We start from the raw sequence: 23,297 nt of genomic DNA, 5'->3' as shown, positions 1-23,297 counted from the left end.
TGGACGATATCAATCGTCATCGTCATCGTCGTCAAAATCATCGTCGTCGTCGCGGGAACCGCCGCGGAAGTTCCGCCACCCGTCGTTGTCATAACGATAGCGGCGACTGAAGCGACGGTCATCATCGTCGTCATCGCCATCATCATCCACCAAAACGATGTGAGAATGCGCGCGAAGCGGTGGCTGCGGCTGTATCGCCGTGGCGTATGCCGGAGATGCTGCAACCGTGAAGGTTACCGTGGCAAACAGCGCCACGGCACTTGCGGCAAAAATATGCCTCATGACGTTTCTCCTTTCATGTTTCATGTCGGTACCTGCCATGTCGGTACCTGGCGAGGAACGCGGCTGACGCGACTTTATTCCGCGCAAAGACATTTTCCTCAGGCCACCCCTGCCCCTCAAAAACTTGCCTCTGCTGGGAATATTTACCGTCATCGAACGTTCATAATCGGACATAGGGGAAAATTTGTGCCGCACGGGCGGCTCTCCCGATCCGAAACTGCCCTCTGATGACGGCGCGATCCAAAGGAGGCCACTGGTGGCACATCTCATGTCCTTGCCCACGGCAAATCTGAAGAAAGACCTGCCGACAACCGCCATGACCGAGGCTACGGTTTCCGTCCGGCGCCTCAAACATATTGTTGCGATGCTGCTGACTGCCTTCGCCGCTGTGCTGATCTTTCTGGCGATCGACGACCTGACAATGCCGATGCGGGCGACACTCTTCATTTTTTTGTCGGCCATCATCGCCTGGACGGTCCTCGAACTGCCTGAAACGCCGGTTGCCCTGACCGGGGCTATCGCGCTTGCCGTCGTCGGCGCGATACCGGAAAATCTGGTTTACCAGTCGCTGGGCAATGACATCATCTGGCTTCTTCTGTCCGCCTTCGTGATTGCCGGCGTATTGCGGCATGTGGGTCTCATCGAGCAATTGACGGCACGACTGATGCCCAGAATGCGCAGCATAAGCTCGATGTTCTGGATGCTGACGTTTGTGACCTTCGCGACCGCCTTCGTCATTCCTTCCACCTCAGCCCGGGCCGCCATTCTCATGCCAGTGTATCTCGGATTGTCAGGCGCAATCGGCAATAGCCGCATTTCCCGTGCCCTCGGCCTGCTCTTTCCCACGATCATTCTCCTTTCCGCCGGCGCATCCCTGATTGGCGCGGGGGCGCATCTGGTTGCTGCCGGGTTCTTGGCCCGCCTGACCGGAACTCAGCCGGATTTCATCGGCTGGCTGGTGCTGGCCGGACCGTTTTCGCTCATCACCTGCCTGATTGCCTGCACCATCCTGCTGCATGTGTTTCTCACGAGAGAGGAACGCGACATGGTCCCGGACAGCAAAGCGGGCCTGGCGCGCATCGCCCCCTTTTCCAGAGAACAGATCATCGTCGCGGCTGTGGTCTTCTGCACGGTCCTGATGTTCTCCACCCAGTCCATTCACGGTGTCGGAATGGCGCTGATCGGCATGGTGGCAGCTCTTGTCCTCTGCGTGCCTGATGTCTCCGGCATGACGTTGAAAACAGCCTTGAAAACCGTCGAATGGAATCTGCTCCTTTTCATGGCCGGCACGCTGGTCATCGGCGAAGCGCTGATCGAGACGGGCACGGCACAGATGCTGGCCGATCGGCTGGTGGTTGTTTTCCGCCAGAGCTTGATCACCGCACCTTATATCGTCATCTCATTTGCCGTAATTGTCGCCACCTTTTCCCATCTGGTGATCACCTCGCGCACGGCGCGGGTTACGGTTCTCGTTCCCGCCTTTGCATTACCCTTGTCTGGCCTTGGCGTGGATCCGGCCGCGCTTGTGATGGTGGTGACACTGGCAAGCGGCTTTTGCCAGATGACGATCGTATCGGCAAAACCGGTCGTTCTGTTCGGTGGAATGGAGCCCGCAGCATTCACTCAAGCCGACCTGCGCAAGCTTGGTTATTTCCTCCTGCCGCCATTCATATTCCTGCTCATCCTGTCGGCAATATTTCTTTGGCCGATGCAGGGACTCTCGCAAAAAATCTAAAATAAACAATGAATTGCAATGAACAAAAGGCCGCAACACGCGGCCTTTTTTATTTATCCGACTAAATTTTTTAATCGCTGGAATAAGTGCTGATCGGCCACGTTTCCCCAATGTCACATACTTGTCATGAAAGGATCTTCCCATGCCCTTCCGCGTTGTTGTTGCCCCCTCGGGCTTCAAGGAAAGTCTCTCAGCCGAACAGGCCGCCGATTGCATTGAAAAAGGTGTTCTGCGTGCATTTCCCGGCTCCGAGGTCGTCAAGGCACCCATGGCCGACGGCGGCGAAGGCTTTACCCGGGCATTGACCGGCGCCACCAATGGCACGATCCACCCGGTAACGGTGACAGGCCCGCTTGGACAACCCGTCTCCGCATTTATCGGATTTCTCGGCGGATGCCCTGAGCCGACGGCGGTCATCGAAATGGCTGCGGCTGCCGGTCTCAGCCTTGTTCCGCGTGATCGCCGCAATCCCTGCCTCACCACGAGCTATGGTGTCGGCGAACTCGTGCGCGCCGCACTTGACGGTGGCGCAAGACGGATATTGCTCGGCTGCGGCGACAGCGGCACCAATGATGGCGGCGCCGGCATGGCGCAGGCGCTGGGCGTCCGACTGCTCGATGCCGCCGGCCGCGACCTCGACCGTGGCGGTGCAGCCTTGGCGAAGCTGAACCGCATCGATCTCAGCAACCGAGATCCGCGCCTGTCCCAAGTGCGCATTGATGCCGCTGTGAACTGGCATAACCAGCTTCTCGGGGAGCGAGGTGTCGCCCGCGTTTTCGGGCCGCAGAAAGGAGCGACGCCGCAACAGGTGGAAGAGCTTGCTGCGGCGATGGAAATCTACGCAGAGCGCATAGAAGACGCCACCGGTCTCGATGTCGGCTCAGCACCGGGCGCTGGCGCATCGGGCGGACTGGGAGCAGCTGTACTGGGCCTGCTCTGCGGCAAGCTTCACCCCCGCTACGACATCGTCATGCAATATCTCGATGTTGATGATTATCTGCGTAACGCCGATCTGGTGATCACTGCCGAAGGAAGCCTCGACGGCCAGACCCCCTTCGGCAAGGTTCCAGCCGAAATCGCCCGTCGGGCCAAGGAGGCCGGCGTTCCGGTGGTCGCGCTTGCTGGTACGATCGGCAAGGGCGTCAGGCTTAATCTCGAATACGGGATTGATGCCTTCGCCTCGATATTGACCCGACCGTGCTCCCTGGAGGACGCGATATCATCGGCACCGAAGCTTCTGGCCCGCGCGGCGGAGGATGCCGTCAGGATGATCATGATCGGGACAACCTTGCGCATAAGGGGAAGAGTTCGTGCTCCGTCCGCAATTGGAACCGGCATGTCCAGTTCCCGGTACTCCTGAGGAAATTCGCAGGCGCTCGCCCTTAAGCACGCAACCTCTCCCGATATCCGCCTAAACCGGCGCTGCCAAATGTGTATTGAGAAATACGCGGCAGCGCCCTCCGGGGAGGATATCATGACGTTTTCTGGCGCTTTCGCGCGGCATTGATGCCATAACTCGCGCAGGAAGACCACATCTATCCGAGAACGTACAGCATATCATTGCTTTTGGCCTCCGTGGAAAATGGCGGGTTGAGATGGCGTCCGGCACAGGGTATCAGTTGCCCGGCCCCAAAGCGGGCCTTCCGCAAGCAACAAGGCGTATCCTGACATGATCCCGGACTTCCTCGTCACCCATTCCGGTGGCTTCCATGCTGATGAGCTTCTGTCCAGCGTCGTGTTGACCCGACTTTTCCCCCAGGCCCGCCTCGTTCGCAGCAGGGCAGCCGAATGGATCACGCCCGGCGCGGACCGCATCATCTACGACGTCGGCGGCGCTTATGACCCGAAGGGGAGAATCTTCGACCACCACCAGCGCGGCGCGCCATTACGGGACGATGGTCAGCCCTATAGTTCGTTCGGTCTGATCTGGAAGCACTTCGGCCGGGACTATCTTGTCGCCTCGGGCGTTCCAGAAGATCATATCGAGACCGTCCATGCCGCGTTCGATACCAGCTTTGTGCTGCCGGTCGATCTGGTCGACAATGGCGCGCTCAGCCCTTCCATCGCCGGGCCACTTGCCGGGCTAACGCTGCCTGTTTTGCTGGAAACCCTGAAACCTGTTTTTGACGAAACAGATCCTGACGCGGACAATCGCAGTTTCCATGCGGCGCTCGCCATTGCCCGCAGCTTCATCGAGGCGAAGATTGCCAACAGCGCTGCAAAATTGCGGGCTGAGGCGCTTGTGAACCGGGCTATCGTGGATGCCGGCGAAGGGCATATTCTGGAATTGCCTGTGGGAATGCCGTTCCGGCCCGCCATCGTGAAGTCGGGCGCCGACCATCTACTGTTTGTCGTTCACCCCCGCAACAACGACTGGTGCCTGACCGGTATCCGTCGCGCCGATGAAGGATTTGAGCTGCGCGCGGATCTGCCAGCCGCCTGGGCCGGTTTGACGGACAAGGATTTGGAAGCGGTTTGTGGCGTCGAAGGAGCGAGCTTCTGTCACAACGGCCGGTTTGTCGCAGCGGCCAGAACCCGCGATGCTGCGCTAGCCATGGCGGAGTTAGCGGTGAAAGAGGCTCTCTCCCTCGGCAAGGAGGCCACAGCGATAAAGCCGTGACATAGCGGCCTATCCTGCTGCGTTGTTTGCTCACCAGCCGGCTGTTTTGGGAAAAGGCTCCATCGGATATCGACAGGCGCAAACTTTGGTGCTCCAAGCAAAGATGATACCTGACGCATTTCCACCAATAAACGACAGGCAAATTTCAAGGATCGCCTATGCTCGCTCTCACACACCTTCGTCACGGCACGACCGTAATGTGCATCACTTTCGCTATGCTCCAAGCCGGAAGCGCTGTGGCAGCCAAAACCGATCCTACATTTTATGATGCGGCGCTGTGCAATCCGCCATACTCGATGACATCTGCGACCGAGATTTACGATGCAGCGGAAAAGCTTGCAAAACCCGACACATCGTCACTGGGCGCGGCAATCTACACACTTCCCTTTCAGATCGGCCGTGATGGATTTGAAAGCGATGAAGTGTTCTTCGCCAATGGTGCGGTCGGCGTTCTGATCAAGGGCCAGCGTGCCGACGATCTGGCGGCGAAATATGATTTGAAGCCAGAAACTTCCGACCTGATGGGCACGTCCAGCAAAGGTTATGCACGGGAACTCTCGCAGGATCTGCAGCCCCCGGAAGGTCTGGCGGGCCCCGGAAAAGTCTCCATTGTGGCCCGGGAAGGTGACGCTCTTGGCGGCAAAACCCTGTTGGCCTGTGAATTCGCACCGGACTGAATATCACCGGGCGACCTGCCAATGCCATTGCCTTGCCCTGGCGATCACGGCAGTGAATGAGCCTTAAACCCGTGCGGCAGCCGACGTCGATGCCGTTTCAGGCTTCGACTTAGGCGGCGGTTCCATCGTGATGGCTGCGCCATAGCGCCATACCTCTTGCACATCGCCATCGGCGTCTCAGCTTGGGTCTGTCACTGAATGAAATCAGTCTGGAACGGCGGCTGTCGCAGGCATATCCTGCTGTGGCCACCGCTGCAGCGCTTCCCGCCCGGCGTCGGTCAGGTCATAAACTCCCCGATCGAGCCGTTCAAACCAGCCGTAAACATTCGAAAGCAAAATTTTTCCGGCATCCGGTATGCTGGACCTGACCTGGCGCACACGCAGCGGCCCTGATGCCAGCGCCAAAGCGCAGCCGAGCGCCTGCTGGCGGTAAGCGGTCATGATCGGCGCCCGGGTGCTGCCCGCCGACTGCCGGATCTCCGCGTCGCCTCTGGTGTTCACGCATGAGCCGCGAACGCCGTTTTGGATTGGTTCGCGGCATCGGTGATACGGAACCGACAACAACGCTGACGTCGCCGCTATCAGAAATCCCGAGCATGCCGATCCCAAGCCTGCGGCAAAGATCGCGGTAGCGCTTGTCGGCCTCCCGGCCTCTGCCCTTGGCTGAAATTCGGGCCGCAATCCATATCTCATCTGCAATAGCTGCGCGATCGACTGCCTGCAGAATGAGCTCCAGGTTAAAGCTGAGCTTTAGCTCGCAGATCACGACAACAGGCGGATCATCATCGCTCAAACCGACAAGGTCGCAACCGCCGACCTCACCTTTGACGGTGTAACCTGCCTTTTCAAGAAAGCCTTTGACGGGCAGATAAAGCGAAGTTTCCATGTGCCTGCAGGATCAAGTGATTATCCAGCCCCGAATACATCGTTCCACGTGCTCAGGACAACCTTTATAGCCGCCGACGCCGTTACAAATCGTCAGCGCTGGAGACAACCGCCCATAAATTTCCCGGAAGATCGACATTCGGCGTTGCGACGACGCTGCGCCCTTGACGAGGGCGAACACGCGATCCGTCGATCTTTCTATTTCAAAGTATGATCCACTATATGGACCTTTGATCATTCGCGGCTACACCGCCATTCTCGATCAGGCGCGTCTGGGATTGACCGGGATGGTGATTATGGAGCGCCACGACGACGAGGTTCTGGAACGTTTCGGCGCAGCCATGGCCGCGCTTCCGGAGGTGCTGGAAGCCTATCTGACCACCGGCGAATATGATTATCTCATCAAGGCGGCATCTGGAGGCAGAATGCCCTCACTTCCGTTTGACCATACGCCGAAGCAGGGAGCCGGCCCTGCCCTTGCGAGGAGCAAGGTGGATATCGCTGACGAGTTTTGCGCCACCCTCCCGACGTTCCAGCGTGATCTTTCGGCTGTGGAAAGCTTCAAGCTCGGCACGATGCGCCACACTGACGATCGTGGCATCGGGCAATTCATCGATTACCGTCTGCATCATCTTGTCCTGACTCTTTTCGTCCAGGGCTGCGGTTGCTTCGTCCATGACGATGATGTCAGGATCGTTCAGCAACAGGCGAGCAAAGGTAAGCCGTTGCTTTTCACCACCCGACAGCGTCTGGTCCCACGGCGCCTCTTCCTCCACCTTGTCCTTGAGGTGACCAAGGCCAACTTTGTCGAGAGCTGCCCCTATCTCTTCGAGAGTCCAGCTCTCGGCCGCCTGCGGATAGCAGACCGCTCGACGCAGCGTACCTGACGGAATGTATGGGCGCTGCGGCAACATGAAAAGTCGACTGCCAGCGCGAAAACTCACGTCGCCACCGCCCCACGGCCACAGGCCGGCGATAGCGCGGACAAGCGTGCTTTTGCCTGATCCGGATTCCCCTGCGACCAGTACCCTTTCTCCCGGCCCGATTTCGACATCCGTCTCTTTGACGACAGCGGTACCGTCACCCAGCGAAACGGAAACATCCTTGAGGCTGAGCATTGTTTCGCCTTCCGTCTCACCGCGCACGATCCGACCGAGGGTGTCGCTCTGTTCGGCCCGCTCGAGACCATCAAGCGACATCATCAGGGATGCGACGCGTCGTGCGCATGCATTCCAGTCGGCCAGCCGGGGATAGTTGTCGACCAGCCAGCCAAAGGCGGATTGAACGATGGTGAATGCCGATGCGGATTGCATGACCTCTCCGAGCGACATGCTCCCATCGAGAAACTTCGGCGCGCAAAGCAGAACCGGCACGACGGGAGCAATCAGCATCGATCCATGCGACACGATCGTGGTGCGCATATATTGTAGCGCCATCAGCCGCCACTGCCGGCGCACATTGACAAACCTCTTGTCGAGGTCGCTCCGTTCTTCCTCTTCCCCGCCAAGCAGGGCGATGCTCTCGCCATTTTCCCTGACGCGCGTAAGCGTGTACCGGAATTCCGCCTCCAGCTGGTTCTTGACCTCGGACACTCGAACGAAGTTCCTGCCAATCAAAGCTATGGAACTAGATGTAACGACGGCGTAGATCACCGCCGCAACCACGAGAAAGCCGGGTATTGTAATCCACACTCCCGCCACCGACAGCGTCAACGCCCCGCCAATCGTCCACAGGACAACGATAAAGGTGGAAGCAGACACGAACGCGGCGATGACACCTGCGACAAAATCCACCGGCGCCTCGGTGGCGATCCGCATATCCTCCGACAGCCTCGCCTCAGGATTTTGATGATCGCCGTCGATCAGATTGAGTTGATAATAGCGGCCATTTGCAATCCATCGTGCGACCAGCAACTTCGTCAGCCATGAGCGCCAGCGGCGCTGGATCAGCATTCTGGCATAGACCTGGGACGTCACGATCAAGACGCTTCCCAGGACCAGCGGCGGAAAGACGGATCCGAGAAAATAGACGGTAGATGCGTCCCTTTTTTCAATCGCATCAAAAATCCCGCGATTCCAGACATTGATGCCATATTGGAAACCGACATTTATGCCGATCATCGCCAGCAGCCCGAGCGAGAACGGCCACGCCAGCCTATCACCACGGCGGCTCCAGTAACCTCGCGCGCTGATCCAGAAGCGCTTCAGCAGATATCTCTTTCGAGCCTGCTCGGCCTCCTCCGGCGTCAACCCCGAAGCAGGCTCTATTTCCTCGGGCGGGAGGGGATCATCAATGTCACGATCTTCCGTCATGGGCGCGTTTTTCGCACCATTCTGGCCGGTGCCATCGACCGGTTTCGGGTTTGCATCAGCATCGGTCATGGATGCTTAAACGAACGGCGGTTTGAAAGGTTTCACGGCTGCGTGACGGGTCGCAACAAATGGTTTCGCCAATACATATCTTCAGCGGCACCCGCCAAAATCCACACCGAAAGCTACAATCGAGACTCGATATCCAACACCAGCTTTTTCAGCAGCGCCGCAAGATTTTTGCGCTCCTCAGGACTGAGGCCTTGCAGGAAACCCACTTCGCTTGCCATGTCTTCGCGAAACGCTTTTTCGGCCAGATCAATGCCGGCCGGCGCAAGACATACGACGATACTGCGCCCATCAAGCCTCGATTTCCTGCGCTCGATGAGACCGGCCTTTTCCAATCGGTCAAGCCGGTGCGTCAGGCCACCCGACGAGAGCATCAGCGTTGTGTACATCTCCGTTGGCGTCAATTGGTAGGGCGGTCCCGACCGGCGCAATGTTGCGATAACATCGAACTCCCCACGATCAAGGCCGAAACGGGCAAACGTGTCTTCGATAGACGGTGCCAAAAGATTGCTCAGCCGTTTGGCTCTTCCGAAAATGGCCATCGGCTCCGTATCGATATCCGGTAATTCCTGCGCCCATTGGCCACGGAGACGATCGACATGATCCCCCTTGTCAGCTTCGACCGTGCGATCCGTCATCGTCTTCGCCTGCTTCATCTCTTCACCCCATCATCAACCTGAAAACCATATACGGCTTCGCCTGCGCCGTGAATATATCTTTGCAGGAAGATAAATGTCTTGACGAGAAGATAAATTGGAAATATATCTTCTCGCGAAGATAATTCTATCTCAGGGAGGAGATCAGATGTTTTCCATCCGCCGTCATCAGGAACCGAAAGCTGGCGAGAGCCGAACGGTACGTTATGAAGGATGCGAATACGGAAGCGCCGTATCCATCTTTCTCGTCAACGCCGATCCGGGTCGCGGGCCTGAACTGCACGTTCACCCCTATGCGGAAACATGGGTCGTTCGAAAAGGCGAGGCCGAATTCACCATCGGCGATCGCCGGGCGCATGGTTCATCCGGCGACATCATTGTCGGACCTGCCAATATTCCCCACCGCTTCGAAAACATCGGCACCGAACGGCTGGAGATCATCTGTATTCATCCAAGTGAGACCTTCCAGCAGACTTTCCTGTAATCCCGTTCCACCATGAGGAGAAAGACAATGGCCAAGATGATTTTCCTGAACCTGCCGGTGAAAGATCTGGCTGCCTCAACCGCGTTCTACGAGGCAATCGGCTGCGTGAAGAACGAGCAGTTCTCCAACGAAGATGCAAGCTCGATGGTGTGGTCTGAGACCATCACATTCCAGCTTCTGCAGCTTGATTATTATAAAACCTTCACCACCAAACCGATCGCCGATGCCCACACAACAAATGGCATGCTGATCGCCCTTTCGCGCGACAGCCGAGACGAGGTCGACGCCATGGTTGAGGCCGCGGCAAAGGCCGGCGGGCAAGCGGATGTTCGAGAGCCGCAGGATTTAGGTTTCATGTATCTTCGCACCTTCGCCGATCCCGATGGTCACGTATTCGAGCCGGCCTACATGAATCTAGGCAAAGACGGCTGACCTTATGATCGGCATTTCGGGCGCTATAACGCTTTTGCCGGCTCAATCGCGACGAACCACATGGCACTCAAAAAACTCTGCCGCGCGGCATCAGACCGCGCAGCAGGTTGTCTCATACATTCACGGTTAGCCCGCAACTTTTCGGAGTGATCTTTCAATCTCTCCTCCGCAATAAGCATCACCGTAGTCTTCAAAACTCCGGCGGTTCAAGGCGGCCAGCTGAGCTGTAGCCCCCACCCGACAGGAAAGGCCCCAGATGACTGGCGAAGTATCTTCGATAATGCCTTTAATGACTGGAAAGCGGTCAGCCATCGTCGTCCACAGCAAGGCGGTAACGATATCTGCGACGCCGGGTTTTTCCGATCCGAGCATAAATCCGGAGTGAGCGGTCAGACCGTTTCTTGCCCCGGTATCTTCAAAAATGCGGAGCCACTTCCGTAAACGAGGGACGAACTCCTCCCATTTTTCTGGCGTCCACATCTCTCGCCCACCGCTGAGCGTCAGCTCATCAAGGACGTCGTTGGCGTCGTTTACCACTTTGGCGCTGAGCGCGCGGCCCTCGACCGCCGCCGGCAGGATATCCAGCCGCTCACCCAGATAGAGGGCGATTGCCGGCATCTGCGAGATGGCGAAATTGCGCTCGCGATCAATCAGGACCGGTGGCCCCATGAAAGCTATCGGCTGCTTCCCCACCTCACGATGCATAATATCGTCTATCGCATCGACACCATGTTCATCCCAGGAGCATCCGCCATGGGCCAGAATTCCCCTGATGAACTGACCTCTAAACGGAACTGGCCAGTAATAAAGGTCGAAGTCGCTCATATCGTCCTCCTGTTCGTTACGCAAACCTCTAACGGGGCTGGCTATTGCCAGTTCCACCGCGTCGCGCTGGAAACAAACGCGGAGTTTTGAAGAGTTGCTGCACGCAACTGTTGGTTCGATGTTTTAACGCGTTGCGGATGATGACAACCGGGCGCGCCTGGGCTCAAAGTTGTCAGCCCCGCAGCGCTTTCGGTTCATTACATTTGCTAGGCGTTTGCGCAGATGTCAGCCGCGACTTCAATCCATTGGTTCGAAGATCACGCGTATCAGGGTTCCGTCAGCGGCCGCGGCACTGACTGCCTTTGCGGTCAACCGGAGCGGTCTGCGCGCGACGAGCGTTTCCGGCAAAGGTTTTTTTCCAGGGCCCGGATCGATAAAGGCTGAACACTCGTCATCCGAGTTCAGCATCGCCATGAACGATGTCGCGACAAGGTGCTGGCCGCAAGCGGCGCATCGCAGAATATACGAGCCGAAATGGACAACAGATTCGGTTTCCTCCAATCCGCACGCGGTGCAGGCCAGCATGGTGTTCATTGCAAAACATATCCCGAGCGCATCTGACGGCGACCTATGACGCCGCGGCCAAAATGATCGCAATAGCGAGCAGTAACGGCCCCATCCACTTGAAGTGCCGGACCACCGGCAGCTGCTGTGTCGGATTTTTCGATAGGCGTAGATGACCGAAACCTACGGCGGTCATCCACAGACCGGCGCAAAACATGATGAATTCGTCGATATAAGCAGCGATCATAACTTCCCCCAGCGACGAGTGGACATGTCGTCCACCGGCTATTCCTTCCCGATTGCTTCAAGCCAGATACTGACGGCGACTGCGCCCGCATCGGGGTGCCCGACAGCCCGTTCGCCGAGATAACTTGCGCGCCCGAGCCGGGGCTTCATGGATGTCGTTGCCTCGGCGCCCGCAACGCCCGCCGCGACTGCGGACCGCCAGGCCTCTTCCGTCGAAGCTCCCGCGGCAAGTTTATCCCGAAACGTTTCTGCCGCCGGATGAAGCGCATCTATCATCGTGCGGTCACCTGGCTTCGCACCGCCAAGTTCCGAGACCGCGATAACCGCCGCTACAAATGCTTCCGCCATCTGCTGAGCCGTACCCCCTGCTGGCCCTGAACAAGCACGATCTCCCGGCCAATTTCAAGCTCGGGCGCTCGCCACTTGCGAACCGCTGCCCAATAAAATGTTGCAAGAAAAGGCCCGCATAAATGGGCTGCTGGTTTGTAAACCAATCAGCGCATCATGCGCAAAGTTTGAGTTGACCGTTTTAAATGGTGAGGTGACACTTGCAGCCATGGACAGGGAGGAAGATGATGGATGAAGCACAGCAATGGCGTCACATGGCAAGTGCGCCCAAAAACGGCAACCGGATCCTCGTAACGATACACTCGTCAGAACAGGGGCCTGCCCAGGTAGATCTTGCGTATTGGGCGAAGAGCGACCGGTTCGGCTCGGAAGGCTGGCGCGCTTCAGACTCGTCACCGGGCCGGATCATCGAATATGCCGAGCCGGAATTGAAGTGTTGGATGCCGGTTCCCCTGGCCAATGCCGATGGTCTCGCAATGCCATCCCCCTGGAAAGGCGAGGATGATCGCGAACTCGATGGATCGGGGATTTGAGAGAGGGTACGGCCATATTCCGATATAGAGAGCATTGTCGATCGTCGTCTCTCGATGGCCGACCGGCGGTATAGAGTATCTGCGGCCCCTGACTGAGCGGCCTACACGCCGCCATGACTAAATATTCAAACCTTGAAGCAATTCTCACGATGCCACTGGAGAAAATGTGGATGTGGCTGCTCAATCGATCGAAACGGCACGATCGCTCGCCCTGTCTTGTTGATCAAACCGCGGATGCTCTCTCGATCATTGGCCTGCCGTGAAATCAGGATCTCAAGTTTATCGGAGAGACCGATTAACCCACGATCGAACATCCAGTGCGCCGTTCCTGAAAGGGCGATGCCATTGCAAAGTATATCAGGGCCATTTGCCTCCACCGGACGTATATGCGCAGCATCGACTTCCGCACGTCCACCGCCATTGATAAGCTTCAGGCCCGTGATCGCACAGCGCTTGTCGTAAGCCTGCAAAACGAGCCGGCGAAACAGGCGATCTCTCACAATTCGTGACGAAAGCTGGGCAACACGCTCACGCTCTTCTTCGACCACGAAGGGCGCCTGAACCCGGTCGTCAAATCCGTCAGAAAGCCGCATCTCTCTCGGCTCGTCCAAACGCGGCAACTCGGGTTCCAGCTCATCCAGGCCAATCGACACGATGCGATTGAAGTCCGCCGCTGATATCGGGCGTACTGCCGCCTGTGCCCTACCAGAAATCCGGCCCTCTTCATTCAACAGACCGCGCTCGATGACGCCGTCTGGCCCACCGAACGGAACAGGATTGATAAAATCAAGGTAACTTCCCGGCTCAATCAACGCCAGATACATGCCGGCCGCCTTAGTGTCCGGAATGATCTGGGCAACTTTGGCGACAGCAAAATAACCACGCGTCGCTGCAACCTTGCGCGGCTCATAATAGATGATCCAATCACCGAGACAAGCTTGTACACGACCGAGATATTGGCTCGGAAACTGGTACTGTTCAGCCGGACTGTCGTCGTAAATTGAATCTGAGCGATGAATGAAAATTCCGAATCCCATGCCCGAATATTAGCACGACCAGGATACAACAGCGCAATGCGCCTTCTCACTTAAAGCGAAATCATTGAGCACCAACTCGTGTATTGCATAGACTTCGCATGCCGCCGGAGCCATCATAGTGCCAGAGGCTGGCGTCTTTTCGGAGAGGGAAGGACGAGTTCGGAAGTCATCCGTATCTCAGTCATTGCGGGTTCGATCTACCTGTTGGCTCAGTTGGATGCCATGCTTACATTACTGGCCCTGCTTACATTACCGATTGCGCGCCTCCGGAGGATAAATCGAATGGAAGTAAGATTTCTCGCTGAGGCTTTTCTCGCCCTCATGCTTTCCACCGCTATCGCCTCTGCCCAGCAGGCGTCCGACATGGTCGCGCCCGAGAAGGCGACTGATGTCGCGACGGCCAGACGTGTCGAGTCAGGAAGCTTCATGGTCGCGGCTGCCAATCCGCTGGCGGCCGAGGCTGGGCGCGACGTGATCGCCGCGGGCGGCAACGCCATTGATGCTATGGTGGCGGTGCAGTCCGTGCTGGGCCTCGTTGAACCGCAGAGTTCTGGTCTCGGCGGTGGTGCCTTCCTCGTCTATTACAATGCGAAAAGCGGCAAGCTGACGACGTTGGACGGCCGGGAGACGGCGCCGATGGAAGCCGCGCCAAAGCTCTTCCTGGATGACAAAGGTCAGCCGCTTAAATTCATGGACGCAGTCATCGGCGGCCGTTCCGTTGGCACGCCGGGAACGGTGCGACTTTTAGAGGAAGCGCACAAACGCTATGGAAAGGCGGAATGGGCAAGCCTGCTGAAGCCGGCGGAAAAGCTGGCGACCGATGGTTTCAAAGTCTCGCCGCGTCTTGCCTCCCTGATCGCGTCCGAGGGCGATCGGTTGAAGAAATATTCAGAGCCCCGGTCCTATTTCTTTGACACATCAGGGGCCGCCCTGCAGACCGGCACGCTGTTGAAAAACCCAGCCTATGCCGAGACGCTTGCCGCTCTCGCCAAAGGTGGCGCCGATGCCTTTTACAAGGGGCGAATTGCCGAGGCTATCGTCAAGACCGTGCGCGAGGCGTCCGACAATCCCGGTGTGCTGTCGCTTTCCGATCTTTCCAACTATCGCATCATCGAGCGCGAGCCGGTCTGTTTTATCTATCGCGCACTTGATGTTTGCGGCATGGGACCACCATCGTCGGGCGGCATCGCCATCGGCCAGATGCTCGGCATGGCGGAGAATTTTGATCTCAAGTCCCTGGGGCCGAGAAATGTCGAAAGCTGGCGCATTATCGGCGATGCGCAGCGTCTCGCCTTCGCCGACCGCGAGCGTTACGTCGCTGACACCGATTTCGTGCCATTACCGATCAAGGGCCTGCTGGACAAAACGTACCTGGGCGAGCGGGCAAAGCTGCTCGACGGCGACAAGGCGTTGGCCACCGATGCCGTCAAGGCCGGTGAGCCGGAATGGGACCACGCGCTCCTTTTCGGCCGGGATGCCGCGCTCGAATTGCCCTCCACCAGCCATTTTGTCATTGCCGACAAGGAGGGCAACGTGGTCTCGATGACAACGACGATCGAAAGCGGCTTCGGCTCGCGGCTTATGACGAATGGCTTCCTGCTCAATAACGAGTTGACGGACTTTTCTTTCAAGACCCATGATGGCGGCCTGCCGATCGCCAACCGTGTCGAGCCCGGCAAACGTCCGCGTTCCTCCATGGCCCCGACTATCGTGATGAAGGATGGAAAACCGCTGCTCGCCATTGGTTCGCCCGGCGGCAGCCAGATCATCGGCTATGTGGCGCAGGCGCTCATCGCCTACATTGACTGGGGTATGCCGGTGGAAGTGATCGTCGCCCAGCCGCATCTCATCAACCGGTTCGGCACCTATGACATAGAGGCCGGCACCAGCGCGGAAGATCTGGTCGGTCCGCTGAAGGCACTGGGTTACGAGGTGAAACCGGGTGAGATGAATTCCGGTTTGCATGCTATCGAGATGACCGCCCGAGGTTTGGCCGGCAGTGCCGATCCACGACGCGAAGGAGTGGTTGTGGGGGAGTGAGAAACGGCGCGCGACGGACACCGGCGCAAAAAGGGTGAGGACCTTGTCTCCATCGTGACTGCTCGCATCTTTCAAAATCTCGGCTGCGCCAACGGGCGTCGTTTCAATATCGTGGTTGACCTCACACGCTGCTGAACCCGGCTATCCAGCCCCGTAGAAAAAATCTTTCGGTTTGCCACCAATAATCGGAATGGTCTTTGCCGCGCCCGGTCCCCGGCAGGGATATCGTCGTGATGAAGATCGGGCCTGCCTTGCTCTTCCACGGCAAGGCCAGCAGCCCGGATCAAAAACATCGACGAGAGGGTAAAGCCGAATGGCAAATGATCGCAAACTGCATCTCGGTGCCTTTATGCGGCCCGTCAGCCTCCACACGGGCGCATGGCGTTATCCGGGTGCATTCCCGGACGCGAATTTCAACTTCGCCCATCTGGCGCGCTTTGCACAACAGCTGGAAGCCGCGAAATTCGACGCATTCTTCATGGCCGATCATCTGGCGGTGTTGAACATGCCAACGGAAGCCCTGCGCCGCAGCCACACCGTAACGTCCTTCGAACCTTTTACCCTGCTTTCAGCACTCGCCGCCGTCACCTCGCGCATCGGGCTGGTCGCCACCGCTTCCACCACATTTGATGAGCCCTATCATGTGGCACGGCGTTTTGCGTCTCTCGATCATCTCAGCAATGGTCGTGCCGGATGGAACATCGTCACCACGTCCAACCCGGATGCTGCGCGGAATTTCGGCCGCGACGAACAGCCTGATCACACCGAGCGCTACGGGCGGGCACGTGAATTTTACGATGTCGTCACCGGCCTCTGGGACTCCTTCTCCGACGACGCCTTCATACGCGATGTCGATAGCGGGCTGTTCTTCGATCCGGAAAAAATGCATGTCCTCAATCACAAGGGACCCGAATTTTCCGTGCGCGGGCCGCTGAACATCGCGCGTCCGGTGCAGGGCTGGCCTGTCATCGTTCAGGCAGGCGCATCCGAGCCGGGACGCCAGCTTGCGGCCGAAACAGCCGAGGTGGTTTTTGCAGCGACACCCACGCTTGCCGCGGGAAAGGCCTTTTACAGGGACGTCAAGGACAGGACTGTCGCCGCTGGCCGCTCCCGCGACGGAATTGTCATCCTGCCCGGCGCTTTCGTTCTGGTTGGCGATACGGTGGAGGAGGCCAAGGCCAAACGCGCCAGGCTCGACAGCCTCGTCCATTATGACAGCGCGATCGCCTCGCTTTCGATTGCGCTCGGCCACGATGTTTCCGGCTTCAATCCCGATGCTCCCCTGCCTGATATTCCCGAGACGAATGCCAGCAAATCCAGCCGTGAAAGGGTCATCGAACTCGCCAGAAACGAAGGTCTGACGGTGCGCCAGCTTGCCCAGCGGTTGGGCGGTTATGCCGGCCTCGCCTTCGTCGGCACGCCAGAAACCATCGCCGACGAGATGGAAAAATGGCTGCACGAAGAAGGTTCTGACGGTTTCAACATCACCTTCCCTTTCCTGCCCGATGGCCTTGATGACTTCACCACGCAGGTGGTTCCAGAACTGCAAAGGCGAGGTCTGTTTCGAAAGGACTATGAGGGGCCGACATTGCGCGACCATCTGGGGCTGCAACGGCCAGCCAATCGTTTTTTCCCCTGATAAAGGGCCATCGCGCCGATTGCGACAAAGCTAGGGAGATTTTCCACGCCCGCCGCGAAGTTTGGCATGAGGTTCCAGAAGGGCGGATTGACCTCAAAAACCCCCGCCCTTACCTTTTAATTACACAAAATACATAAATTAGGTGAATTAATATGAAGGCTGAACATTCCCGTCGCCAGATCCTCAAATTCGGCCTTGCCGGCGCTCTCGCAGCACCGCTGGTCACGGGCCGCGCGCTCGCTCAAGGCTCTGCGGATTTCCCTGCGGAGCTGAAGCTGGACTGGGGATTTTACTCCTCGCACACGCTGTTGATAAAGAACAAGGGCTGGCTTGAGGACGCTTTTAAGGATGTCGGCACCAAGATCACCTGGGTGCAGTCCCGTGGCAGCAACAATTCACTGGAATTCCTGAAGGTCGGCTCGACCGATTTTGCCGGTTCGGCCGCACTGTCGGCCTTTCTGGCCCGTGCCAACGGCGTGCCGCTGAAAGTTATTTATGTGGCAAGCTGGGGCGGTTCCTCCATCATTCAGGTGCGGCCGGATTCGCCGGTCAAGACCGTTGCCGATCTCAAGGGCAAAACCATAGCAGTCACCAAGGGCACGGCTCCTTATTTCACCCTGGTGCGCGCGCTTGACCAGAACAAGCTGTCGATCGACGATCTGAAGGTCGTGAACCTGCAACATCCGGAAGGCTTCAACGCGCTGCAACAGGGTCAGGTCGATGCCTGGGTCGGTATCGATCCGCATACCTCCCAGGCGGAGCTTGCCGGCGACAGGGCGATTTTCGACGAGCGCAGCTGGCGCGACGGCAGCGTCTTCAGCGTTTCCGAAGAGTTTCTGGCAAAGCACCCGAAAGCGGTCGAGCGCCTGCTCGGCGTCTGGGTGGAGACGCAGAAATGGATCCGCGAGAATAACCGCGAATTCATCGATTTCGTCACCAAGGTTACCGGCAACGATCCCAAGATCACCGAGCTGACAATCAACAAGCGCGACTGGAAGGATCCCGTTCCGGGTGAGGAGTTGCTGAACTCGATCCGCATTGTCACGCCACTGCTCGGCGATGATGTTCTGCGCCCGGGCGTCAATGTCGATAATGTCCTGTCATCGCTGATCGATCCGGCGCCGGCGAAAAAGGTGCTTGGCGCATGAATTCCCATCCGCGCGAATTCCAGCGCGTGAAGAAGACTGCCAAACAATTCCCCTCCCGCTTGCCGTTCTTGCGGCGGGCGGGAAGCTTCTTTGGGCGGTTCGATCTGCGCGGCGCGATCGTGCCGGTCGGCTCATTGGTCCTGCTCGAGCTTTTCGTCCGTTTGGGCTGGGTCAGCCCCTATGTGCTACCGCCGCCTTCCGAACTTTACGAGACGTTTCTGCGGCTTGCCGAAGGTCCGTTGTGGACGAATGTTGCGGCCAGTACAGCGCGCGTCTTTGTCGGCTTCGTCATCGGCTCGCTGCTGGCGGTCGTCGTTGGTTCGCTGGTCGGTTTGGTGATTGCCGCCGAGCGATATCTCGAGCCGACATTTCAGGCGCTGCGCGCCGTGCCCAGCCTTGCATGGGTGCCGCTGCTGATGATCTGGTTCGGCATTGGAGAAACTTCAAAAATCGTGCTGATCGCTAAAAGCGCGTTTTTCCCGGTTTACCTCAACCTCTTCTCCGGCATCAGAAATGTCGACCGCAAGCTGGTGGAAGTGGGCGAGATGTATCACCAACCGCTGCCCGTTCTGGTGTGGCGGATCTTCATTCCCGCCTCTTTGCCGCATCTGTTCACCGGCCTGCGTTACGGGCTGTCGCTGGCTTGGCTGAGCGTTGTCGCAGCCGAGCTTCTGGCCGCCTCCGAAGGCATCGGTTACATGCTCTCCGATGGGCGGGAGCTTTCGCGGCCCGATCTGGTGATGATCGCCATCATCTGCCTCGCCGTGCTTGGCAAGATTTCCGACAGCCTGTTCAAGATCGTCGAGGAGCGTTGCCTGCGCTGGCGTGACACCTATTCCCTTCAAGAAGGAGGGCCGCTGCGGTGAGCCTGCTCAATGTCGATGTGCGCGAAAAAGCTTTCGGCGATACGGTCGTCCTTCAGGATATCCACCTGACGCTGGGTGATGGTGAAGCGGCGGTTCTTCTTGGCCCCAGCGGCTGCGGCAAGAGCACGTTGCTGCGCATTGCCGCCGGTCTCGACCGGCGTTTTTCCGGTACGGTCAAGGTTCAGCCGGCAGAGGGAGATGAGGCCTCGCCGCCCATCGCCTTCGTATTTCAGGAACCCCGCCTGATGCCCTGGCTGACGGTTGCCGAGAATATAGGTTACGCCGCCGGCAAGAAATATGACGTCGAGCGGGTGGAGGGCCTGATCAACGATGTGGGCCTGAGCGGCCACGCTGGCGCGCTGCCAAAGGCCCTTTCAGGCGGCATGGCGCAGCGGGTGGCCATCGCAAGGGCGCTCTATACCCGGCCACGCATCTTGCTTTTGGATGAGCCCTTCAGTGCGGTGGACGCTTTCACGCGGATGAAATTGCAGGACCTGGTGCTGAAAATCGTCGAACAGCGCAGAATTTCCTTCCTGCTCGTCACCCACGATATCGACGAAGCACTCTATCTCGGTGACCGGATTTACATGATGGGCGCCCATGACGGCCGTATCCAGCAGCGGATAGAGGTGGACGTACGGCGCCCGCGTGACCGAAGGTCGCCGCAACTTGCCAGCCTCAAGAACGAGGTGCTGACCGCCCTGCACAACGCCCATGTCATCTGACGGCTACGCCTCACCCGAATAGTCGGCGTGAAGCTGGCAGGCGAAGCTGAGCAGCCCGAAAGTCTGCCGCAGCATTCGCCGTTCCTCCATCCGTTCGAGGTTACATCTTTCTCCGCGTCATGACTTATCCAAGGCGAGAGCCAGGTCAGCGACAAGATCATCGGGATGTTCGATACCAATTGACAGCCGGATTGTGGAATCCAGCACGCCGATGCGCTGGCGAACATCGGCGGGAACTCCCGAATGCGTCATGGTTGCCGGGTGGGAAGCAAGAGACTCCGTACCGCCAAGGCTCACCGCGAGTTTGAATATGGTCAGGGCATTGAGGAATTTGAAGGATGCGGCCTGGCCGCCGATGATATCAAACGAGAATGTCGATCCCGCGCCGGTGCATTGAGCCGCAAACACCTTGCCGACAGCGGACGCCGGCTCGCTGAACGGCAGGTAGTGGATTCTTTCGACCTTCGGGTGCGCCTTCAGGAATTCAGCCACGACCCTGGCATTGCTGTCCGCCCGCTCCATCCGGATCTGCAGCGTCTCAAGGGAGCGGCCAAGCATCCAGCATGAATGCGGATCAAGCTGCGTGCCGATAGCGCCACGCAAGGCCTTCACCTGCTTCATGACATCTTTCCGACCGAGCGCAGCCCCGGCAATGAGGTCGGAGTGCCCGCCAACATATTTCGTCAACGAATAGAGCGAGATATCGGCACCGTGCTCGATAGGTCGCTGGAACACCGGGCCGAGAAGCGTGTTGTCGCAGGCGATGATCGGCCTGTGCCCCTGTTTTTGGCCGATCACGTCAGCGACGCGGCCCATTATCGCGATGTCGACAATGCTATTTGTCGGATTGGCGGGGGTTTCGACAAGGATGACAGACACCCTGCCTTTCGCCATCGCCTCCTCTGCCGCAGCCATCACCGAAGATTCGCTGACGCCGTCGGCGAAACCCACGGCAGACACGCCGAAATTATGGAAGGTCTTGGCCAGCAGCGTCTCCGTGCCACCATACAGGGGCTGGGAGTGCAACACGGTATCGCCGGGCCGGACGAAAGCAAAAAGCGTCGTTGAAATGGCGGACATGCCGGATGAGAAGAGCGCACAGCTCTCCGTACGTTCGTAAACGGCAAGACGATCTTCAACGATCTCGCTGTTCGGATGGTTGAAACGCGAATAGACGAGGCCCGCCCCCCTGCCCTCCGGCGGCTCCTTTCGCCCGGAGACGTAGTCGAAGAAGTCACGCCCGTCTTCTGCCGACTTGAAGACGAAAGTCGATGTCAAAAACACAGGCGGCTTTACGGCGCCCTCCGACAATTCCGGATCATATCCGTAATTAAGCATCTGGGTTTCAGGATGGAGAGCGTGATTGCCGATGTGGGTTTTGGACGGATGCGGCGCGGTCATTTCCGATGATCCCTTGGCTGGCGTTGAACTGTCTGCAGGTTACATGCAATCAGGCCAAAATAACTTGCATTTTAAGGCGCAGACATGTCTGATGACGCAATATATTGCGGAGAATTTTCCTTTATGTCGCAGAAAATTGCGGATCAGATCGACAAACGGATACTCAGGGAATTGTCCGCCGATGCGCGGGTCACAAACAACGAACTTGCCGAGCGGGTCGGATTGTCGGCATCCGCGTGTCTGCGGCGGCTTCGGCGGCTGGAGGAAGTGGGGGCGATCAAAGGGTATTCCGCGATTATCGATCCGGCAATCGAGGGATGGACGATGACCGCCCTTGCATCCGTCCGCCTCAGCCGCCAGCACGACGACGAAATCCGAATGTTCGAGGCGGCCGTTCTCAACTGGGATGAGGTTCTCGAATGTCATCTGGTCACCGGCTCGAGGGATTACATGCTCAAGGTCATGTGTGGCGGGCTGGAGGACTACGAGCGCTTCATCAAGGACAAGATCGCAAAGCTGAAATGCGTCGACACCATCGAGACAAGCTTCGTCATGAACACGATAAAGGCACGACGCATCTGAACCTCGCCACGACTGTTGCAATTCCTTCCTTCACCCGGCCCTCATGCTCTATGGCGCTGATCCCAAGGTTCGGCAGGGTCTGCCTGGAGCGCATCACGTCTCCCGACATCATCGTGGAGTGCCTCACTCTTGACATCCTCTCGCAAACCTTGTTTATACGCATAAGCAGCTAATACGAATTAGCAAGCGACAGGAAATGAGGTTTCGATGGTTAGGCGCTTGACGCAACGGGACATTGCGATCTTCGCGGGGGTCAGCCAGGCAACGGTTTCGCTCGTGCTCAACGAGGCGAAATCCGCTGAAGGTCGTATCCCGCCTGAAACGCGGGAGCGTGTGCTGAAGGCCATTCGCGACACCGGTTATGTGGCGGATCCCATCGCGCGCAGCATGGTCAAGGGCGCCAACCGGATTCTGGGCGTATTCACCTATCAGCCGGCTTTCCCGATTGCGCAGGCGGATTTCTACACGCCCTTTCTGATGGGGATAGAGGAGGAAGCGGAGAAGCTGGGCTACGACCTCCTGCTGATGACGGCTGCGGCGCGCGACGATAACGGCCGCAAGCGCATCTTCGGGGAAACAGGTCGGCTTCGACTTGCTGACGGGTGCCTCATTCTGGGCAGTCAGTTCGACCGCGATGAACTGGCCCAGCTGGTTGCCGGTGACTATCCCTATGTCGCAGTCGGTCGTCGTGACGATGCCGGCGGGCCGGTGCGTTATGTTGGCGCGGATTACGTGACAGCCACGCATGCTCTTGTCCGAGAGGCGCTTGTCGCCGGCCATCGCCGCTTCGCCTTTATCGGCGCGACGGGTCCGGCGGAATCCATCAGCGACCGCTGGCGTGGTTTTCTGGCCGCAATCGAGGGCGCGGCGGAACTGGTCTATTCCCATGAGAGTGAAAATGGCGATCCGGCCGAGCAACTGGCCGCCGTTCGCGCCAGCGGAGCGAGCGTCGTTTTTTTTGCCGAAGTGGCCGAAGCGATGGTTTTCGACAATCATGCCCGCGCCCAGGGAGTGAGCGTCCCCAACGATCTTTCCATCGTGGTGCTGGGCAGCGGCACACGAACGCATACATTCCGGTCGCAACGCGTCTTCACCTCCTATGCCATCCCCCGCGAAGAGATGGGCCGGCAGGCGACCTCCATGCTGGTCGAAACCCTCACCAGCCCCCCCGGCCCCGTACGGCAAATACTGCTGGGCTGCGACATCGTGGCAGGCGAAACGCTTGGCTCCCCAAATCAAGGCCCAACTTAAGGA

Annotated in this window: 22 protein-coding genes and 3 pseudogenes; 15 read left to right on the top strand and 10 right to left on the bottom strand. The window is 58.2% G+C overall.

What is annotated here, in order from left to right; genetic code table 11:
* Positions 1-9: 9 nt before the first annotated feature.
* The gene (locus AKG12_RS13175) at positions 10-321 is read right to left on the bottom strand and encodes a hypothetical protein (protein WP_156316048.1); all 312 of its coding nucleotides are present in this window, start codon (positions 319-321) and stop codon (positions 10-12) included.
* Positions 322-538: 217 nt separating this feature from the next.
* Between AKG12_RS13175 and AKG12_RS13170 the strand changes: the two genes are divergently transcribed.
* From AKG12_RS13170 to AKG12_RS13155, 4 genes are all read left to right on the top strand, one after another.
* Positions 539-2,017 carry an SLC13 family permease gene (locus AKG12_RS13170; RefSeq protein ID WP_285277739.1) on the top strand — a complete coding sequence of 493 codons (1,479 nt, stop codon included), beginning with the start codon at positions 539-541 and terminating at the stop codon, positions 2,015-2,017.
* 142 nt (positions 2,018-2,159) lie between these two features.
* Positions 2,160-3,377, top strand: coding sequence for a glycerate kinase family protein (locus AKG12_RS13165; RefSeq protein WP_082178840.1), 1,218 nt, complete (start codon positions 2,160-2,162; stop codon positions 3,375-3,377).
* Positions 3,378-3,686: 309 nt separating this feature from the next.
* Positions 3,687-4,637, top strand: a complete 951-nt coding sequence (locus tag AKG12_RS13160; RefSeq protein ID WP_046801062.1) for an MYG1 family protein — start codon at positions 3,687-3,689, stop codon at positions 4,635-4,637.
* Between the two features lie 158 nt (positions 4,638-4,795).
* Positions 4,796-5,314, top strand: coding sequence for a hypothetical protein (locus tag AKG12_RS13155; RefSeq protein ID WP_046801063.1), 519 nt, complete (start codon positions 4,796-4,798; stop codon positions 5,312-5,314).
* Positions 5,315-5,518: 204 nt separating this feature from the next.
* On the opposite strand, the pseudogene AKG12_RS13150 reads toward AKG12_RS13155, so the two are convergent.
* Positions 5,519-6,200: pseudogene (locus tag AKG12_RS13150) on the bottom strand (DUF2161 domain-containing phosphodiesterase).
* Between the two features lie 286 nt (positions 6,201-6,486).
* On the opposite strand from AKG12_RS13150, the pseudogene AKG12_RS31395 reads away from it, so the two are divergent.
* A pseudogene (locus AKG12_RS31395) lies at positions 6,487-6,597 on the top strand (Lrp/AsnC ligand binding domain-containing protein); the annotation flags it as partial.
* A 33-nt stretch (positions 6,598-6,630) separates the two neighbouring features.
* On the opposite strand, the gene AKG12_RS13140 reads toward AKG12_RS31395, so the two are convergent.
* Both AKG12_RS13140 and AKG12_RS13135 read right to left on the bottom strand, forming a co-directional pair.
* Positions 6,631-8,580, bottom strand: coding sequence for an ABC transporter ATP-binding protein/permease (locus tag AKG12_RS13140; protein WP_046801065.1), 1,950 nt, complete (start codon positions 8,578-8,580; stop codon positions 6,631-6,633).
* Between the two features lie 113 nt (positions 8,581-8,693).
* Positions 8,694-9,233 carry a MarR family winged helix-turn-helix transcriptional regulator gene (locus AKG12_RS13135; protein ID WP_046801066.1) on the bottom strand — a complete coding sequence of 180 codons (540 nt, stop codon included), beginning with the start codon at positions 9,231-9,233 and terminating at the stop codon, positions 8,694-8,696.
* 148 nt (positions 9,234-9,381) lie between these two features.
* Here AKG12_RS13135 and AKG12_RS13130 point away from each other — a divergent pair, with 148 nt between their 5' ends.
* Positions 9,382-9,717: a cupin domain-containing protein gene (locus tag AKG12_RS13130; protein ID WP_052819146.1), complete on the top strand. Its 336-nt coding sequence runs from the start codon at positions 9,382-9,384 to the stop codon at positions 9,715-9,717.
* A 27-nt stretch (positions 9,718-9,744) separates the two neighbouring features.
* Positions 9,745-10,149, top strand: a complete 405-nt coding sequence (locus AKG12_RS13125; protein ID WP_052819145.1) for a VOC family protein — start codon at positions 9,745-9,747, stop codon at positions 10,147-10,149.
* A 126-nt stretch (positions 10,150-10,275) separates the two neighbouring features.
* Here the strand turns inward: AKG12_RS13125 and gst are convergent, their stop codons facing one another.
* From gst to AKG12_RS13105, 4 genes and pseudogenes are all read right to left on the bottom strand, one after another.
* Positions 10,276-10,974, bottom strand: coding sequence for a glutathione transferase, Atu5508 family (gene gst, locus AKG12_RS13120; protein ID WP_052819144.1), 699 nt, complete (start codon positions 10,972-10,974; stop codon positions 10,276-10,278).
* Positions 10,975-11,211: 237 nt separating this feature from the next.
* Positions 11,212-11,508 carry a hypothetical protein gene (locus tag AKG12_RS13115; protein WP_052819143.1) on the bottom strand — a complete coding sequence of 99 codons (297 nt, stop codon included), beginning with the start codon at positions 11,506-11,508 and terminating at the stop codon, positions 11,212-11,214.
* Between the two features lie 34 nt (positions 11,509-11,542).
* A complete protein-coding gene (locus AKG12_RS13110; protein WP_052819142.1) occupies positions 11,543-11,725 on the bottom strand; it encodes a hypothetical protein in 183 nt (60 codons plus the stop codon).
* Between the two features lie 38 nt (positions 11,726-11,763).
* Positions 11,764-12,090 (bottom strand): annotated as a pseudogene (locus tag AKG12_RS13105) (DAK2 domain-containing protein); the annotation flags it as partial.
* Positions 12,091-12,299: 209 nt separating this feature from the next.
* Between AKG12_RS13105 and AKG12_RS13100 the strand changes: the two are divergent.
* The gene (locus AKG12_RS13100) at positions 12,300-12,605 is read left to right on the top strand and encodes a hypothetical protein (protein ID WP_052819140.1); all 306 of its coding nucleotides are present in this window, start codon (positions 12,300-12,302) and stop codon (positions 12,603-12,605) included.
* 125 nt (positions 12,606-12,730) lie between these two features.
* Here AKG12_RS13100 and AKG12_RS13095 read toward each other — a convergent pair whose 3' ends face one another.
* Positions 12,731-13,642, bottom strand: a complete 912-nt coding sequence (locus tag AKG12_RS13095; RefSeq protein ID WP_052819139.1) for an HNH endonuclease — start codon at positions 13,640-13,642, stop codon at positions 12,731-12,733.
* 282 nt (positions 13,643-13,924) lie between these two features.
* Between AKG12_RS13095 and ggt the strand changes: the two genes are divergently transcribed.
* The 5 genes from ggt (at position 13,925) to AKG12_RS13070 (ending at position 20,060) form a co-directional block, all read left to right on the top strand.
* Positions 13,925-15,682, top strand: coding sequence for a gamma-glutamyltransferase (gene ggt, locus AKG12_RS13090; RefSeq protein WP_052819138.1), 1,758 nt, complete (start codon positions 13,925-13,927; stop codon positions 15,680-15,682).
* Positions 15,683-15,995: 313 nt separating this feature from the next.
* On the top strand, positions 15,996-17,321 hold the full coding sequence (locus tag AKG12_RS13085; RefSeq protein WP_052819137.1) for an LLM class flavin-dependent oxidoreductase: 1,326 nt from the start codon (positions 15,996-15,998) through the stop codon (positions 17,319-17,321).
* A gap of 152 nt (positions 17,322-17,473) precedes the next feature.
* Positions 17,474-18,469, top strand: a complete 996-nt coding sequence (locus tag AKG12_RS13080) for an aliphatic sulfonate ABC transporter substrate-binding protein (RefSeq protein WP_052819136.1) — start codon at positions 17,474-17,476, stop codon at positions 18,467-18,469.
* Entirely contained in the window at positions 18,466-19,335 is an 870-nt protein-coding gene (locus AKG12_RS13075; RefSeq protein ID WP_052819135.1) for an ABC transporter permease, read from the top strand. The genes AKG12_RS13080 and AKG12_RS13075 overlap by 4 nt, the downstream gene beginning before the upstream one ends.
* Entirely contained in the window at positions 19,332-20,060 is a 729-nt protein-coding gene (locus AKG12_RS13070; RefSeq protein ID WP_052819134.1) for an ABC transporter ATP-binding protein, read from the top strand. The genes AKG12_RS13075 and AKG12_RS13070 overlap by 4 nt, the downstream gene beginning before the upstream one ends.
* 117 nt (positions 20,061-20,177) lie before the next feature.
* On the opposite strand, the gene AKG12_RS13065 is transcribed toward AKG12_RS13070, so the two are convergent.
* A complete protein-coding gene (locus AKG12_RS13065) occupies positions 20,178-21,461 on the bottom strand; it encodes a cystathionine gamma-synthase family protein (RefSeq protein ID WP_052819133.1) in 1,284 nt (427 codons plus the stop codon).
* Positions 21,462-21,584: 123 nt separating this feature from the next.
* On the opposite strand from AKG12_RS13065, the gene AKG12_RS13060 reads away from it, so the two are divergent.
* Positions 21,585-22,043: an Lrp/AsnC family transcriptional regulator gene (locus AKG12_RS13060; protein ID WP_046801081.1), complete on the top strand. Its 459-nt coding sequence runs from the start codon at positions 21,585-21,587 to the stop codon at positions 22,041-22,043.
* Positions 22,044-22,250: 207 nt separating this feature from the next.
* Positions 22,251-23,294 (top strand): LacI family DNA-binding transcriptional regulator, encoded by a 1,044-nt coding sequence (locus AKG12_RS13055; protein WP_052819132.1) that lies wholly within the window; start codon positions 22,251-22,253, stop codon positions 23,292-23,294.
* The last annotated feature ends 3 nt before the right edge of the window (positions 23,295-23,297 follow it).

This window comes from Agrobacterium sp. SUL3 (assembly GCF_001263295.1).
GTDB lineage: Bacteria > Pseudomonadota > Alphaproteobacteria > Rhizobiales > Rhizobiaceae > Agrobacterium > Agrobacterium tomkonis.
Note: the sequence above shows the minus strand (reverse complement) of the source record. Positions and strands in the feature narration are given on the sequence as shown.

Coding starts and splice junctions, on each gene's coding strand:
- AKG12_RS13135 (WP_046801066.1), bottom strand. CDS start 9,233: ATGAAGCAGGCGAAGACGATGACGGATCGCACGGTCGAAGCTGACAAG.
- AKG12_RS13095 (WP_052819139.1), bottom strand. CDS start 13,642: ATGGGATTCGGAATTTTCATTCATCGCTCAGATTCAATTTACGACGAC.
- AKG12_RS13065 (WP_052819133.1), bottom strand. CDS start 21,461: ATGACCGCGCCGCATCCGTCCAAAACCCACATCGGCAATCACGCTCTC.
- AKG12_RS13100 (WP_052819140.1), top strand. CDS start 12,300: ATGGATGAAGCACAGCAATGGCGTCACATGGCAAGTGCGCCCAAAAAC.
- AKG12_RS13165 (WP_082178840.1), top strand. CDS start 2,160: ATGCCCTTCCGCGTTGTTGTTGCCCCCTCGGGCTTCAAGGAAAGTCTC.
- AKG12_RS13060 (WP_046801081.1), top strand. CDS start 21,585: ATGTCGCAGAAAATTGCGGATCAGATCGACAAACGGATACTCAGGGAA.
- ggt (WP_052819138.1), top strand. CDS start 13,925: ATGGAAGTAAGATTTCTCGCTGAGGCTTTTCTCGCCCTCATGCTTTCC.
- AKG12_RS13115 (WP_052819143.1), bottom strand. CDS start 11,508: ATGAACACCATGCTGGCCTGCACCGCGTGCGGATTGGAGGAAACCGAA.
- AKG12_RS13160 (WP_046801062.1), top strand. CDS start 3,687: ATGATCCCGGACTTCCTCGTCACCCATTCCGGTGGCTTCCATGCTGAT.
- AKG12_RS13155 (WP_046801063.1), top strand. CDS start 4,796: ATGCTCGCTCTCACACACCTTCGTCACGGCACGACCGTAATGTGCATC.
- AKG12_RS13110 (WP_052819142.1), bottom strand. CDS start 11,725: ATGATCGCTGCTTATATCGACGAATTCATCATGTTTTGCGCCGGTCTG.
- AKG12_RS13125 (WP_052819145.1), top strand. CDS start 9,745: ATGGCCAAGATGATTTTCCTGAACCTGCCGGTGAAAGATCTGGCTGCC.
- AKG12_RS13055 (WP_052819132.1), top strand. CDS start 22,251: ATGGTTAGGCGCTTGACGCAACGGGACATTGCGATCTTCGCGGGGGTC.
- AKG12_RS13085 (WP_052819137.1), top strand. CDS start 15,996: ATGGCAAATGATCGCAAACTGCATCTCGGTGCCTTTATGCGGCCCGTC.
- AKG12_RS13130 (WP_052819146.1), top strand. CDS start 9,382: ATGTTTTCCATCCGCCGTCATCAGGAACCGAAAGCTGGCGAGAGCCGA.
- gst (WP_052819144.1), bottom strand. CDS start 10,974: ATGAGCGACTTCGACCTTTATTACTGGCCAGTTCCGTTTAGAGGTCAG.
- AKG12_RS13140 (WP_046801065.1), bottom strand. CDS start 8,580: ATGACCGATGCTGATGCAAACCCGAAACCGGTCGATGGCACCGGCCAG.
- AKG12_RS13175 (WP_156316048.1), bottom strand. CDS start 321: ATGGCAGGTACCGACATGAAACATGAAAGGAGAAACGTCATGAGGCAT.
- AKG12_RS13075 (WP_052819135.1), top strand. CDS start 18,466: ATGAATTCCCATCCGCGCGAATTCCAGCGCGTGAAGAAGACTGCCAAA.
- AKG12_RS13080 (WP_052819136.1), top strand. CDS start 17,474: ATGAAGGCTGAACATTCCCGTCGCCAGATCCTCAAATTCGGCCTTGCC.